The sequence below is a fragment of the Pseudomonas sp. NFACC51 genome, from assembly GCF_900103575.1.
GTDB lineage: Bacteria > Pseudomonadota > Gammaproteobacteria > Pseudomonadales > Pseudomonadaceae > Aquipseudomonas > Aquipseudomonas fluorescens_Q.
Map to the genome: position 1 here is coordinate 238,958 of NZ_FMXH01000005.1, position 14,561 is coordinate 253,518.

At 61.7% G+C, this 14,561-nt stretch carries 15 protein-coding genes; 6 read left to right on the plus strand and 9 right to left on the minus strand.

Annotation, left to right across the window (positions count from 1 at the left end):
- Window positions 1-136 precede the first annotated feature (136 nt).
- Window positions 137-346: a cold shock domain-containing protein gene (locus BLT00_RS12820; RefSeq protein ID WP_003198198.1), complete on the minus strand. Its 210-nt coding sequence runs from the start codon at window positions 344-346 to the stop codon at window positions 137-139.
- A 234-nt stretch (window positions 347-580) separates the two neighbouring features.
- On the opposite strand from BLT00_RS12820, the gene plsB reads away from it, so the two are divergent.
- From plsB to BLT00_RS12840, 4 genes are all read left to right on the plus strand, one after another.
- A complete protein-coding gene (plsB, locus tag BLT00_RS12825; RefSeq protein WP_092144033.1) occupies window positions 581-3,079 on the plus strand; it encodes a glycerol-3-phosphate 1-O-acyltransferase PlsB in 2,499 nt (832 codons plus the stop codon).
- Window positions 3,080-3,266: 187 nt separating this feature from the next.
- The gene (locus BLT00_RS12830; RefSeq protein WP_092144030.1) at window positions 3,267-3,641 is read left to right on the plus strand and encodes a hypothetical protein; all 375 of its coding nucleotides are present in this window, start codon (window positions 3,267-3,269) and stop codon (window positions 3,639-3,641) included.
- A 91-nt stretch (window positions 3,642-3,732) separates the two neighbouring features.
- The gene (locus BLT00_RS12835; RefSeq protein ID WP_063322781.1) at window positions 3,733-4,137 is read left to right on the plus strand and encodes a YbaY family lipoprotein; all 405 of its coding nucleotides are present in this window, start codon (window positions 3,733-3,735) and stop codon (window positions 4,135-4,137) included.
- Between the two features lie 32 nt (window positions 4,138-4,169).
- The gene (locus BLT00_RS12840) at window positions 4,170-4,859 is read left to right on the plus strand and encodes a DUF4197 domain-containing protein (RefSeq protein WP_092144027.1); all 690 of its coding nucleotides are present in this window, start codon (window positions 4,170-4,172) and stop codon (window positions 4,857-4,859) included.
- A gap of 185 nt (window positions 4,860-5,044) precedes the next feature.
- On the opposite strand, the gene BLT00_RS12845 is transcribed toward BLT00_RS12840, so the two are convergent.
- Window positions 5,045-8,110: an efflux RND transporter permease subunit gene (locus tag BLT00_RS12845; protein ID WP_092144024.1), complete on the minus strand. Its 3,066-nt coding sequence runs from the start codon at window positions 8,108-8,110 to the stop codon at window positions 5,045-5,047.
- 6 nt (window positions 8,111-8,116) lie between these two features.
- Window positions 8,117-9,217 carry an efflux RND transporter periplasmic adaptor subunit gene (locus BLT00_RS12850; RefSeq protein WP_092144020.1) on the minus strand — a complete coding sequence of 367 codons (1,101 nt, stop codon included), beginning with the start codon at window positions 9,215-9,217 and terminating at the stop codon, window positions 8,117-8,119.
- A 93-nt stretch (window positions 9,218-9,310) separates the two neighbouring features.
- Here BLT00_RS12850 and BLT00_RS12855 point away from each other — a divergent pair, with 93 nt between their 5' ends.
- Window positions 9,311-9,946 carry a TetR/AcrR family transcriptional regulator gene (locus tag BLT00_RS12855; protein ID WP_092144017.1) on the plus strand — a complete coding sequence of 212 codons (636 nt, stop codon included), beginning with the start codon at window positions 9,311-9,313 and terminating at the stop codon, window positions 9,944-9,946.
- Between the two features lie 121 nt (window positions 9,947-10,067).
- Here BLT00_RS12855 and BLT00_RS12860 read toward each other — a convergent pair whose 3' ends face one another.
- Window positions 10,068-10,850, minus strand: a complete 783-nt coding sequence (locus BLT00_RS12860; protein ID WP_092144014.1) for a class I SAM-dependent methyltransferase — start codon at window positions 10,848-10,850, stop codon at window positions 10,068-10,070.
- A 91-nt stretch (window positions 10,851-10,941) separates the two neighbouring features.
- Here BLT00_RS12860 and BLT00_RS12865 point away from each other — a divergent pair, with 91 nt between their 5' ends.
- Window positions 10,942-11,562 (plus strand): energy transducer TonB, encoded by a 621-nt coding sequence (locus BLT00_RS12865; RefSeq protein ID WP_092144011.1) that lies wholly within the window; start codon window positions 10,942-10,944, stop codon window positions 11,560-11,562.
- 13 nt (window positions 11,563-11,575) lie between these two features.
- On the opposite strand, the gene BLT00_RS12870 is transcribed toward BLT00_RS12865, so the two are convergent.
- The 5 genes from BLT00_RS12870 to BLT00_RS32005 form a co-directional block, all read right to left on the minus strand.
- Window positions 11,576-12,274, minus strand: a complete 699-nt coding sequence (locus BLT00_RS12870) for an extensin-like domain-containing protein (protein ID WP_092144008.1) — start codon at window positions 12,272-12,274, stop codon at window positions 11,576-11,578.
- A 16-nt stretch (window positions 12,275-12,290) separates the two neighbouring features.
- A complete protein-coding gene (locus tag BLT00_RS12875; protein WP_092144005.1) occupies window positions 12,291-13,112 on the minus strand; it encodes an isocitrate lyase/PEP mutase family protein in 822 nt (273 codons plus the stop codon).
- A 31-nt stretch (window positions 13,113-13,143) separates the two neighbouring features.
- The gene (locus tag BLT00_RS12880) at window positions 13,144-14,004 is read right to left on the minus strand and encodes a DUF72 domain-containing protein (protein WP_092144001.1); all 861 of its coding nucleotides are present in this window, start codon (window positions 14,002-14,004) and stop codon (window positions 13,144-13,146) included.
- Window positions 14,004-14,315, minus strand: a complete 312-nt coding sequence (locus tag BLT00_RS12885) for a hypothetical protein (protein ID WP_063322791.1) — start codon at window positions 14,313-14,315, stop codon at window positions 14,004-14,006. The genes BLT00_RS12880 and BLT00_RS12885 overlap by 1 nt, the downstream gene beginning before the upstream one ends.
- A 16-nt stretch (window positions 14,316-14,331) precedes the next feature.
- Window positions 14,332-14,561 (minus strand): hypothetical protein (locus tag BLT00_RS32005; RefSeq protein WP_218190193.1); only part of this gene is annotated, 230 nt, incomplete at its 5' end.

Consider the following 14,561-nt stretch of genomic DNA (forward strand, 5'->3'; position numbering starts at 1 on the left):
AGCCCACCGAAGAGCCAATGTGGGAGCGAGCTTGCTCACGATAGCGGCAGATCAGCCAGACTAGAAGTGACTGACACACCGCTATCGCGAGCAAGCTCGCTCCCGCAATGGGTTTTGTGTAGCCAGTGAATGCGGTTTACAACCCCACCACATCCTCAGCCTGCAGGCCTTTCTGGCCTTCCACGACGGCGTATTCGACCTGCTGGCCTTCGGTCAGGGAACGGTGGCCTTCACCGCGGATGGCGCGGTAATGCACGAACACATCCGCCCCACCTTCGCGTTGGATGAAGCCGTAACCCTTGGCGTCGTTGAACCACTTCACACTGCCGGTTTCCCGTGCTGCCATGATGCTCACTCCCATTTTTATCTTATAAGTCGGCTTTTCGATGGAAAGCCGTACGAACTTTCACCACCGTCAGGCCGTCCATGGGGAGGCCGGGTAGCAACCTGGCGAGTATATGACACCCGGAAAAACTCTCAACTGACTTTACTTCGGCGCTTTTTTGCCGATTTTCGATGAATCCGGCACACTAGCGAGCCCGAGCAGCCGCTCGGTTTTATTCACTCATGCAGAAGCCGTATGACCCGCTCCCCGTTCCGCCGTCTTGTGTTTGGCACCCTGCGCCGACTGTTGTACCTCTGGGTTCGCTCAGAGACGATCAACCAGTCGTCCTTCACCCTCAACCTCGACCGCAGTCGTCCGGTGTTCTACGTCCTGCAAGATCCTTCGCTCACTGACCTGGCGGTGCTCGACACCGAATGCACCAAGGCCGGCCTGCCCCGTCCGGTGCTGCCGGTCTCGGTGGGTAACCTGCTGGAGCCGGCGGCGTTTTTCTACCTGACGCCGGCGCCGGACTGGATCGGGCGCCAGGACAAGCGCGGTGCGCCGCCCACCCTGACGCGGCTGGTCAACGCCCTGACCCACAATGCCGCCGAAGACGCGCAGATCATCCCGGTCAGCGTGTTCTGGGGCCAGTCGCCCGACAGCGAGTCCAGCCCCTGGAAGCTGTTGTTCGCCGACAGTTGGGCCGTCACCGGGCGCCTGCGTCGCCTGTTGAGCATCATGATCCTGGGGCGCAAGACCCGCGTGCAGTTCTCCGCGCCGATCCACCTGCGCGAGCTGATCGAGCATGACAAGGGCCACGAACGCACCGTGCGCATGGCCCAACGGATCCTGCGGGTGCACTTTCGCAACCTGAAGGCCGCGGTCATCGGCCCCGACATTTCCCATCGGCGCAACCTGGTCAAGGGCCTGCTGAACCAGCCGCTGGTCAAGCAGGCGATTATCGACGAGGCCGAGCGGGAAAAGATCACCCCGGAAAAAGCCAAGGCCCAGGCCCTGCGCTATGGCAACGAAATCGCCTCGGACTACACCTACACCGCGATCCGCTTTCTGGAAGTGGTGCTCAGCTGGTTCTGGAACAAGATCTACGACGGCATCAAGGTCAACCACATCGAAGGTGTGCAAAACGTTGCCCAGGGCCACGAAGTCATCTACGTGCCGTGCCACCGCAGCCACATCGACTACTTGCTGCTGTCGTACCTGTTGTTTCGCAACGGCCTGACGCCGCCGCACATCGCCGCCGGCATCAACCTCAACATGCCGGTGATCGGTGGCCTGCTGCGCCGTGGCGGGGCGTTCTTCATGCGTCGCACCTTCAAGGGCAACCCGCTCTACACCGCCGTGTTCAACGAATACCTGCACACGCTGTTCACCAAAGGTTTCCCGGTGGAGTACTTCGTCGAGGGTGGGCGTTCGCGCACCGGGCGCATGCTGCAACCCAAGACCGGCATGCTCGCCATCACCCTGCGCAGTTTCCTGCGTTCATCGCGCATGCCCATCGTGTTCGTGCCGGTCTACATCGGTTATGAGCGCGTACTGGAAGGCCGCACCTACCTGGGCGAACTGCGTGGGGCCAGCAAGAAAAAAGAATCGATCTTCGACATCTTCAAGGTCATCGGCGCCCTCAAGCAACGCTTCGGCCAGGTGGCGGTGAACTTCGGCGAGCCGATCAAGCTGGCGGAATTCCTCGACGGCGAACAACCGGGTTGGCGCCAACAGGAGCTGGGCCCGCAGTTCAAGCCGGCCTGGCTCAACGCGACCACCCACCGCCTCGGCGAGCGCGTGGCCCGGCACCTGAACGAAGCCGCTGCGATCAACCCGGTCAACCTGGTCGCCCTGGCGCTGCTGTCCACCAGCCGCCTGGCCCTGGACGACCGCGCCATGGCCCGGGTGCTGGACCTGTACCTGGCGTTGCTGCGCAAGGTCCCGTACTCGCCCCACACCACCCTGCCCGAAGGCGATGGCCGGGTGCTGATCGAACATGTAAAAGGCATGGACCTGCTGTCGGAACAGAGCGATGCCCTGGGCAAGATTCTGTACCTGGATGAGCAGAACGCGGTACTGATGACCTACTACCGCAACAACGTCCTGCACATCTTCGCCCTGCCGGCGTTGCTGGCGAGCTTCTTCCAGAGCAGCTCGCGCATGAGTCGCGAGCAGATCCTGCGCTACACCCATGCGTTGTACCCGTACCTGCAATCGGAATTGTTCATTCGCTGGTCGCTGGAAGAACTGGACGGCGTGGTCGACCAGTGGCTTGAAGCATTCGTCGAACAAGGGCTGCTGCGTTTCGAAAAAGACCTGTACCTGCGTCCGGCGCCAAGTTCGCGGCATTTCGTGCTGCTGACCCTGCTGTCAAAAAGCATTGCCCAGACCTTGCAGCGCTTCTACATGACCGTCTCGCTGCTGCTCAACAGCGGCCAGAACAGCGTCAGCGCCGAAGAGCTGGAAGACCTCTGCACCGTCATGGCCCAGCGCCTGTCGATCCTGCATGGCCTGAATGCGCCGGAGTTCTTCGACAAGAGCCTGTTCCGCCACTTCATCCAGACGATGCTCGACCTCGATGTACTGCGCCGCGACGAAGCCGGCAAACTCAGCTACCACGAGCTGCTGGGCGAACTGGCCGAAGGCGCAGCCAAGCGGGTGCTGCCAGCGGAAATTCGCCTGTCGATCCGTCAGGTGGCGCTGCATCGCAGTGACGATGCAGTGGACGTCGCCATCAGCCCCGACAGTTGAAGGTTGCCGATCACTCACCGAGAAACATGGAAGGTTCCGGTGAGTTGATGGGGCAGTCAACGAGTTTACTCCGACACCGCGCAGCGGCTAAGGTGACGTCAAACGAAGAAAAGGCCTACAGAGAACTTTGGAGCAGGCCTCTAGGATGGGTTCACGTCAATGTCGACGTACTGAAAAGGAATTCAGCATGAACATCATCACGTTAACCCTGCAACTGCCCGAAGGCTTTCAACTCCCGGAAGACGCTCGCACCGAAGTCAGTGTGCGAAATGCAGCCGGTGCACAGATCAGCGCCAGCGGCGGCCAGGGCTCCAATGTGGCGCCTAAGGAGCCAGCGGCCCAGCAGCCTTGGCAATATCGCTTTCTTGTCGAGCCCAAGATGACACCCGTAGGGGAGAAACTCTCGGTCAAGGCACAAGCGTACCGAGGCGACACCGCTCTTTTTCTTGAAACCGAACAGGCCTTCACCTGGGATGGCGGCAATCAACACGTTGACATCCCGCTGAGCCTGGCGCCAGCATCGCTGGCTGAAACTGTTCAAGCACCCGCGTTCGGTTCCTGAACCGCGACGTTACGAATGGATGCTTGGACGCAAATCCGCTAAATGCTCATTGACGCCCGTGTGGCTGGCGTCAATGAGCCAGGTGCATCCAATGAAAAAACTAGCTCTGCTTGCATCCATGGCATTACTGGCCGCTTGCCAATCGGCAACGCCCCCCTCCACGACCGTTGCGGCCCTCGATGGCGAAGTGTTCTATCTGCAACGCATTGCCCTGCCACCCAACGCTACCTTGAGCGTGAGCCTGCAGGACGTTTCCCTCGCCGACGCCCCTGCGGTGGTCCTCGATGAGCAGAGCGGCCCGATCAAAGGCCAGGTCCCGCTGCCGTTCCACCTCAGTTATGATCCAACCCAGGTCAAGCCCGGCCACCGTTATGCCGTGAGCGCCCGCATCGAAGTGGACGGCCAGTTGATGTTCATCACCACCGAACAACACACCGTGCAACTCGATGGCAAGGATCCGCAGCCGTTGAAGATTCGCGTCAACGCCGCACGCTGAGTCCTTTTCAAATTCTCTTCAAGGAAGCCCTCATGCTCCGTCCTACTCTCCGTTTCACCGGCCTGTGCGCGGGCCTGCTGATCTGCGCCAATGCCATGGCCCTGTCCTTGGGCGACCTGTCGCAAAAAGACGCCACGGGCGGTCTCAAGGACGCCTTGACCCAAGGCGCGCAGGTGGCGGTCAAGCAACTGGGCACACCCGGCGGCTTCAGCAACAACCCGGATGTGAAAATCGAACTGCCAGGCAAGCTGGGTAAAGTCGCCAGCAAGATGAAGGCCTTCGGCATGGGTGAACAGGTCGATCAACTGGAAACCAGCATGAACCAGGCCGCTGAGGCTGCCGTGGTCCAGGCCCAGCCGATCCTGGTCAATGCCGTGAAGAACATGAGCGTGAGCGACGCCAAGGGCATCTTGAGCGGCGGCAACGACTCGGCCACGCAATACCTGAACAAGAGCAGCCGCGAGCAGATCCGCGCCAAGTTCCTGCCCATCGTCAAGCAAGCCACCGACAAGGTCGGCCTGGCGCAGAAATACAATGCCTTCGCCGGCCAGGCCGCGACCTTCGGTGTGCTGGACACCAAGAGCGCCAACATCGAAAACTACGTGACCGAGCAGGCGCTGGACGGCTTGTTCGAGATGATTGGCAAGCAGGAAGCCACCATTCGCCAGAACCCGGCGGCGGCGGCGACCAGCTTGGCGAAGAAGGTTTTCGGCACCCTCTGAGCCCCAACCCGAACCAACTGAAGGAGCTTGCTCGCGATGAACACACTGCCTAGCTGACAAACCACGATCCCGTGGCGAGGGAGCTTGCTCCCGCTCGGTTGCGCAGCAACCGCAAAAGCTTGGGGCCGCTACGCAGCCCAGCGGGAGCAAGCTCCCTCGCCACAGGTTCGGTGTGCAGCTGTTGATCAGGTTTTCTTGACCCTGAACCAAGCCGCATACAACGCGGGCAAAAACAGCAACGTCAACGCCGTCGCCACGATCAACCCGCCCATGATCGCCACGGCCATCGGGCCGAAGAACAGGCTGCGCGACAGCGGGATCATCGCCAGCACCGCCGCCAGTGCCGTGAGCACAATCGGGCGGAAGCGGCGCACTGTCGCTTCGATGATCGCCTGCCAGGGCGACAGCCCCGCCTTGATGTCCTGTTCGATCTGGTCCACCAGGATCACCGAGTTGCGCATGATCATCCCCGACAGCGCGATCGTACCGAGCATGGCGACAAAACCAAACGGCTGGCGAAACATCAACAGGAACAGCGTGACACCGATCAACCCCAGTGGCGCGGTGAGAAACACCATGGCCGTGCGCGAAAAACTGCGCAGTTGCAGCATCAGCAGGGTCAACACCACCACGATGAACAACGGCACCCCGGCGTTCACCGATTTCTGGCCGCGGGCCGAATCCTCTACCGTACCGCCCACCTCCAGCAGGTAACCGTCCGGCAGTTGCGCACGAATCGGCTCCAGGGTCGGGAAGATCTGCTGCACCAGCGTCGCCGGTTGTTCCTTGCCGTAGATATCGGCCCGTACGGTCACGCTCGGCAAGCGGTTGCGGTGCCAGATCACGCCTTCTTCGAAACCGTATTCCAAGGTCGCGATCTGCGACAGGGCAACGCTCTTGCCGTTGTCGGTCGGCACCGCCAGGCTCGGCAGCAACGACAACTCGGTGCGCTCATGCACCGTGCCACGCAGCAGGATCTCGATCAGTTCGTTATCTTCCCGGTACTGGCTGACGCTGGAGCCGGTAAGGGAGCTGCGCAGGAAGCTTGCCAGGGTGGCCGTGCTCACCCCGAGGGCTCGGGCACGGTCCTGATCGACGTTCAGGTACACCACCTTGCTCGGCTCTTCCCAGTCCAGGTGCACATTGGTCACATAAGGGTTTTCGCGAACTTTCTCCGCCACTTTGCGCGCCAGGGCGCGGACCTTTTCGATGTGCTCGCCCGTGACGCGGAACTGCACCGGGTAGCCGACCGGCGGGCCGTTTTCCAGGCGAGTAACCCGCGAGCGCAGGGTCGGGAACTGTTCGTTCAGGGTCGCGATCAACCAACTGCGCAAAGGTTCGCGGTCTTCGATGGTCTTGGCCAGCACCACGAACTGGGCAAAGCTGGACGCCGGCAGTTGTTGATCCAGCGGCAGATAGAAGCGCGGTGAACCGGTGCCGACGTAGGCCACGTAATTGTCGATGCCCGCGTGGTCCTTGAGCAGCGCTTCAAGGCGCTTGACCTGCTCGGCGGTGTTGCTCAGGGAGGCGCCTTCCTGCAGCTTCAGGTCGACCATCAGTTCCAGCCGCCCCGATGCCGGGAAGAACTGCTGCGGCACGAAACGGAACAACACCACCGAGCCGACGAACAACAGCACGGTCAGGATGATGACGGTTTTGCGGCGACGTACGCACCACTCCACCATCCGCCGGACACGCTGATAGAACGGCGTGCCGTACGGGTCGGTCTGGCCGTCAGCCGTGCCATGTTTGGCCGCGTGAATTTTCGCCAGGTCCGGCAGGAGCTTTTCCCCCAGGTACGGCACAAACACCACGGCAGCCACCCAGGATGCCAGCAATGCCAGGGTCACGACCTGGAAAATCGAACGGGTGTATTCGCCGGTGCCCGATTGCGCGGTGGCGATTGGCAGGAAGCCGGCCGCGGTGATCAACGTACCGGTGAGCATCGGGAATGCCGTGCTGGTCCACGCAAAACTGGCGGCCTTGATCCGGTCGAAGCCCTGCTCCATCTTGATCGCCATCATCTCCACCGCGATGATCGCGTCGTCCACCAGCAGCCCCAGCGCCAATACCAGCGCGCCGAGGGAAATCTTGTGCAGGCCGATGCCCAGGTAGTACATCGCGGCAAACGTCATTGCCAGCACCAGCGGGATCGCCAGGGCCACCACCATCCCGGTGCGCAGCCCAAGGGAGAAGAAGCTCACCAGCAACACAATCGTCAGCGCTTCCACCAACACCTGGACGAACTCACCGACCCCGGTCTTCACCGCCGCCGGCTGGTCCGACACCTTGCGCAATTGCATGCCGGCCGGGAGCGTGTTCTGGATCCGGGCAAAATCGACCTCGAGGGCCTTGCCCAGCACCAGGATGTCGCCACCGTCCTTCATGGCCACGGCCAGGCCGATGGCATCTTCACCCATGAAACGCATGCGTGGCGCCGGTGGGTCATTGAACCCCCGGCGCACATCCGCCAGATCACTGATACGGAACGTACGATCGGCGACCCGGATCGGAAAGTTGCGGATCTCTTCCACGGTCTGGAAATTCCCGGAAACCCGTAGCTGCAGTCGCTCGCTGCCGGTTTCGAAGAAGCCAGCGGTCGACACGGCGTTCTGCTCTTCCAAGGCCTGCTGGACAGCCGCCAAGGGCAGGCCGAGGGTCGCCAGCTTCACGTTCGACAACTCGATCCAGATCTTCTCGTCCTGCAAACCGAGCAGTTCGACCTTGCCCACGTCCTTGACCCGTTGCAGCTGGATCTGGATGCGGTCGGCGTAGTCCTTGAGCACGGCGTAGTCGAAGCCGTCACCGGTCAGCGCATAGATGTTGCCGAAGGTGGTGCCGAATTCATCGTTGAAAAATGGCCCTTGGATACCCGGCGGCAGGGTGTGGCGGATGTCACTGATTTTCTTGCGGATCTGGTACCACAGCTCGGGGATCTGTACCGAATGCAGGGAGTCACGGGCCATGAAGGTCACCTGGGACTCGCCCGGACGGGAGAACGAGACGATTCTTTCGTAATCGCCGGTTTCCATCAGCTTCTTTTCGATGCGCTCAGTGACCTGTCGCGAGACTTCCTCGGCCGTGGCGCCCGGCCAGTTGGTGCGGATGACCATGGCCTTGAAGGTGAACGGCGGGTCTTCGCTCTGGCCGAGCTTGGTGTAGGAAAGCGCGCCAACGACGGCCAGCAACAACATCAGGAACAGTACGATCTGGCGGTTACGCAGCGCCCATTCGGAAAGATTGAAACCCATCGGGGATTACTCCTTGGCCGTCAGATTGACCACGCGGTTGGAGCGATCCACCGGCCGCACCTGCTGGCCGTCGAGGAGCACATGCACGCCGGCCGCCACCACCCAATCATCGGGGCTGAGGCCTTCCAGCACCGGAACAGTCTTTTCGCCGAAGGCGCCGACCCGCACCGGGACTTTCTTCAGGGTGTTGTTGGCGTTGACTACCCAGACATAGGTCGCGCCATTTTCAGCCGTCAAAGCCGACAAGGGCACCGACAGCGGCACCTTGTCGGCGGTCTGGATAAACACCCGCGCACTCTGGCCCAGCTCGGCCGGAACATTGCCGGCGGTGAAGGCCACACGGGCGGCGAAGGTGCGAGACTTGGGATCGGCGGCCGGCGACAGCTCGCGAATGCGTCCGCTGAAGCGCTGGTCGGGCTGGCTCCACAGTTCGACCGAAACCGGCTGGCCGATCTTGAACCGGCCAAAACCCTGCTCCGGCAGGCTGATCAGCACTTCACGCTCGCCGTCGGTGGCCAGGGTAAAGACGGTTTGCCCGGCCGACACCACCTGCCCGACTTCCACCGAACGCCGGGCAACGACGCCATCCTGGGGCGCACGCAATATCGAATAACTGGCCTGGTTGTTGGCGACGTCGAACTCGGCCTTGATCTGCTTGAGCCGCGCGGTGCCGGAGCGGTAAAGGTTTTCGGCGTTGTCGTACTGGGAGCGGCTGACCATCTGCCGTTCCATCAAGGTTTTGTAGCGGTCACGCTCGGCGCGTACCAGGTTCAGGTTGGCCTCGGCGGCGGCGACCTGGGCACGGGCAGCTTCCAGTTGCAGGCGCACATCTTCGGGGTCGAGCTCGGCCAATGGTTGATTGGCCTTGACCCGCTGACCCTCTTCGACCAGGCGTCGACTCACTTTGCCACCAATGCGAAAAGCCAGGTCGGGCTCGAAACGGGCGCGCACTTCGCCGGGGTAACTGTCCATCGCCTGGGCCGAAGGCTGTGGTTTCACCACCATGGCGGGGCGCACGGCGACCGGGACCGGCTCGTCATGACCGCACGCAGACAATAAAAAAGCCAGGGTGACTGGCACGGCGAGGGGCAAGGCATAGCGGAACATGGCGAGTGACCTTTCGCTAATGGTGCTTGGAATAATTATACTGGCGAGTATGTTATTAATAGCAAACTCACCAGTCCAGTATTAAAGCGAAGAATGTCGAACAATCCTCCAATCCCCTCCGGTCCCGGCCGTCCCAAGGACCTGGCCAAGCGCCAGGCCATTCTCGACGCGGCGAAGCGCTTGTTCGTGAGCATGGGTTACGCCAGTACCAGCATGGACGCCGTCGCTACCGAGGCCGGGGTCTCGAAGCTGACGGTCTACAGTCACTTCAACGACAAGGAGACGCTGTTTTCCGCTGCCGTGATAGCCAAATGTGAAGAGCAGGTGCCGCCGCTGTTTTTCGAATGGCCGGACGGCGTTCCGATCGAACACGTGCTGCTGAACATCGCCCGTGGCTTCCACCTGCTCGTCAGCAGCGAGGAATCGTTGAACCTGCATCGGCTGATCATGGCCCTGGGCAGCCAAGACCCGAAGCTCTCGACGATCTTCTACGAAGCAGGCCCACAGCGGATGCTCTCAGGCATGGAGCGGCTGCTGATCAAGGTCAACCAGAGCGGCGCCCTGAGCATCGACAAACCGCGCAATGCCGCCGAGCATTTCTTCTGCCTGATCAAGGGCGCGGCGAACTTCCGTCTGTTATACGGCTGCGGGCCTCAGTTGGAAGGCGAAGCCGCCGAGGCCCATGTACAGGAAGTGGTGGGGTTGTTTGTGCGGGCTTATCGGCCTTAGCTCGCCCCGGTAGCCTTTCGCTGACTGGAAGGGCCACATCGCGAGCAAGCTCGCTCCCACAGGGTTTATGAACGCCACAGATCCAATGTGGGAGCTTGCTCGCGATACAGGCGACACGGTCTCAGGGCTTGAGCGCTTTCTTGGGGTAGATGTCGTAGCGACTGGATTTGCCATCGAGCCCATGACTTGGCTTCGGCCCTTCGATACATGGGGCCTTGCGTGGGCGCTTGACCACCACCCGGTGAGTCGCCAGGGCCAGGGCCGCGGCCAGCAGCGCCGGGGCGTCCGGGTCATCGCCCACCAGGGGGCGGAACAAGCGCATTTCCTTCTTCACCAGGGCGGTTTTCTCCCGATGGGGAAACATCGGGTCCAGGTAGATGACCTGGGGCGGCTCGCCCTCCCAGTTGCGCATCACCTCGATGGAATTGCCCTTGAGCAAGCGCATGCGCGCCACGATGGGCGCCACGTCGAAATCCTCCGCCCCACGGGCCAGGCCATCCTCCAACAGCGCTCCAATCAGCGGTTGACGCTCGATCAGGCTCATCTCGCAGCCCAGGCTGGCCAGCACAAACGCATCCTTGCCCAACCCGGCGGTGGCATCCAGCACTCGTGGCCGCACACCTTGGGCAATGCCGACCGCCTTGGCGATCATCTGGCCACTGCCGCCGCCGTACAACCGACGGTGGGCCGCACCGCCCTCAACGAAGTCCACCCGCACCGGCCCTGGCGCGTCCGGGCCCAGTTGCTGCAACTGCAACCCCTGCTCGCCGACCTGCAAGGCAAACTCGCCATCGTCCACCTGCAAAGGCAGGCCAAGCCGCTCGGCCCAGTGCTCGGCCTGCGGTTGAAAGGCCGGGGCCAGGGCCTCGACATGGATGCGGCAGGCCGCGGGTTGCTCACTCATGGAAACATGCTCAAAAAATTAAGGATCGGCAAAAACGGCCGATAACAACGGTGAACGGCATTTTGCCAGAGCTGAGCGTCGACCGAGAAAAATGTCAGACATTCAATCCACATCGATAGGCGTTATCTCCCCTTACGGCGATTACAGCCTGCGTAACACCCAAGCGCTGAGCGGCGTCAGTCACCTGTGGCAGGATTTTTTCGCCCGGGCCCTGGCCGATCAACTGGGTGATAACGCACCGGCGCCTGGCAGCTACCAGCCAGTGGCCCTCGATGAAGCGGTTGAACCGACCCTCGGCGCCGAGTTGCTGGAACACATCATCAGCCAGCGCACCTGCGAAGTGACCGATACACCGGTCAAGCCGCCTGAGCCGTTGTTCCTGCCCATCGCCGAATTCGAACTCGATCTGCTGGACAAGCCGTTCCCACCTTTCCCAGCGGAAGAAATCGCCGCCCAGCAAAAACAGCAGACCTTCGAAAGCAACTGGGTTCGTCCACTCGTTCTCACCGCCGGCCAACCGCTGCCGGAGCCCGGCCCGGCACCGCAACCGCGCCCACTGCACCTGCCAATCGCCGAGTTCGAACTCGACTTGCTGGACAAGCCGTTCCCGCCCTTCCCGGAAGAGGAATTGGTGGCACAACAGAAACAACTGGACTTCGACACCCGCTGGGCACGTCCGATCGTGCTGCAGAACCTGCGTATCGCCGCCTGATCCACTCAGGACACTAGCGACAGATCCACCAAGGCCCGACATCCAGATGAAAATGGTTGCGGTGCGCCGCGTTGTAATCCGGACTCAAGACCACACTGAACATATCGCAGGCGCCCTCGCGTACCTGGCGCAGGAACCGCGCGTCGGCGCTGTCCTTCGGCCAGTCCCTGAGCACGCTGATCGTGCGGCCATCGGCCAGGCGAAACCCGGCGATGTCCAGCGCACTGGCGGTGGCGTGCTGACTGCGCGCCCCGCTTTCCCGACCGTACATGTTGCGGCAGGCAAAACTGCCGAGATGATCAACCCGTGCCACTCTCTGGCCATAGGTCGCGACTGCCGCCGGCTGCAACGCATGGCGCTCGAATAGCGCGAACGCCACCGCCAACGGGCAACTGGCAAGGAAACTGCTGCTCAGGGCCACCTCACCGCCCTGTACCCTCAGCACGTTGGTCAGCGGGCAATCTGTATGGGCACCGCTGTCAGCCTGGCGAGCGGTGCGCAGCCCCGAGGTGGCGAGGGCCTGGTCGCAGAGCTGCGGGTCGTTGCGCAGGGCCATGAGTTTGAAACGGGTCAGCAGGTTCGGCGCAAGGTTGACGTCCAGCGGCGCCCAGGGATTCCATTGGGGCGGCAGCGACACCCAGCCGCGCCATACCCCCAGCACTGCGACGCCAACGAGCAGTGCCACGACAGCAAGAACTTTCAAAAACCGCACGACGTTGCCTCGGGCCTCAACCCTTGAATAATTGGTTGGCCTGCTTGAATGGCATCGAGCGGCGCGTGAAAGTGAATGTGCCCTGCTGCTGGATTTCTTCGGCGGCGCGGAAGAACTCGCCATAGGCAGCCAGAGCCAGGGCCGATCCGACGCTGATGCGCTTGACGCCCAACTCACTCAACTGCGCGACGGTCAAGTCCAGCGCCCCGGACATCAGCACGTTCACCGGTTTCGGCGCCACGGCCCGCACCACTGCAAGCACTTGCTCGGCACTGCTCAGCCCCGGGGCGTACAACACGTCGGCCCCCGCGTCTGCGAAGGCCTTCAAGCGGCGAATGGTGTCGTCCAGGTCCGGATTGCCGTGCAGGAAGTTCTCCGCCCGGGCGGTCAGCAGGAAGGGGTACGGCAAGCTGCGCACTGCGTCGGCGGCGGCCTTGACCCGTGCCACCGCATGCTCGAAGCAATAGATCGGGCTGTCTTCGCGCCCCGTGGCATCCTCGATCGAACCACCCACCGCACCGGCCTCTGCCGCACGGAGCAGGTTACGCGCGCAATCGTCGGGGGCATCGGCAAAACCATTTTCCAGGTCCACGGCTACGGGCAGGTCGGTGGCCGCCACAATCGCCCGCACATTGGCCAGCGTGTCCTCCAGGCCCAGCGCGCCATCGGGCCGGCCCAAGGAAAAAGCATGGCCGGCACTGGTGGTCGCCAGGGCTTCAAAGCCGAGGCTGGCCAACATCTTGGCCGAACCGACATCCCACGGGTTGGGAATGACAAAAGCCCCTTCACGTTCGTGCAAGGCCTTGAACGCCTGGGCTCGACGAGTTTGCGCATCCATGTAGTTCGCTCCTGGGCAGAGAGTGTTGGCCTCAGAGCAAACCCAGTTGCTCGGCGGCGGGCTCTCTATATAGCTCAGGCAGGGCCGGCAAGCCAGGCAAACGACTCATCAGGCGAGTGTGGAAGCGTTGCGCGAGTTTCGCCGCCAGCAGGTTGTCGGCGGTGTGCAGGAAGATATAAGGCGTGCGCCCTTCTTCGATCCATCCGGCGATTTTCTCTACCCACGGCGTCAGGAACGGTTCATTGGCTTCCAGCACTGGATGGCCGATGAAGCGCACCTGCGGGCACTGGGTGAAGGCCGTCGGTCGCGGTGGCACTCGCGGTTTTTTCGATTGGGCATGGAGCACGCCAGGGTCGGTGGAGGTGCAACTGAACAGCGCCCGGGGATCGAGGCAGATACGTTCGATACCGCGATCGAGCAACAAGCGGTTGAGTCGCCGTTCGGCATCGCCCTTGGCAAAGAACTCATCGTGGCGCACTTCCACGGCCAACGGCCGCTCGAAAGCGTCGATGAAACCCGCCAGCTCGGGCAATCGATTGGGGGTAAAGGCCTTGGATAATTGCAGCCAGAACGGCGAAACCCGCTCACCCAGGGGGCTGAGCAATTGCACGAAGGTTTCGGTGGCTGTCAGCCGCTCACGCAAGTCGCCGTTGTGGCTGATGTCACCGGGCAGTTTGGCGGTGAAGCGAAAATGCCCGGGCATGGTTTCGGCCCAACGCTGGACGATGGCCGCAGAGGGGCTGGCGTAGAAAGTCGTATTGCCTTCCACGGCATTGAATACTTGGGAATAGAGATTCAGGAAGTCGGAGGTTTTGGCGTCCTGGGGATAAAGATAATCGCGCCAGGCGTTTTCGCTCCAGGACGGGCAGCCCAGGTAGTAAGGCAAGACCATCAGATGTAGAGATCGAGACCCAGCACTTCCATATCCCAATCGACGAAACCGGCGGTACTCAGGTAGCTAGCCAGGGCCGTGGCGACACTGCGGCTCATCGCACGGTGGTAAAGCATGTCCTGCTGGCGGGCGGGAAGATTGCTCAGGCGTTGCGCGGAGGCTTTGGCGGCGCGGGCAGCCAGTTGCTCTTCAGACGGAAACTCCAGTTCGCCATCGATATCTTCATCGAAGGACTCTTGCTCAGCGATTTTGCCTGCACGAGGCTTGCGCTTGATGGGATAGGACTGGGATGAAAAGCCGTCTATACGCATAACAGAATGCTCGGTATCAATGATGGCAATTTAGCGGCACTTTCGCAGCCGCGCAAATGCGCAAGTGATAACTAGAACACATAAAGTCCAAAAGGTTTAAAAACGGGCTGAAAAAGTGACGACTGGCAATATTGGGTGTGACTTTTGGCAGGGGAAATGACTTGCGCAAGAGCACCGCTTTGGGGAAGAGCAATGCCTTTGTGGCGAGGGAGCTTGCTCCCGCTCGGCTGCGCAGCAGACGCCACT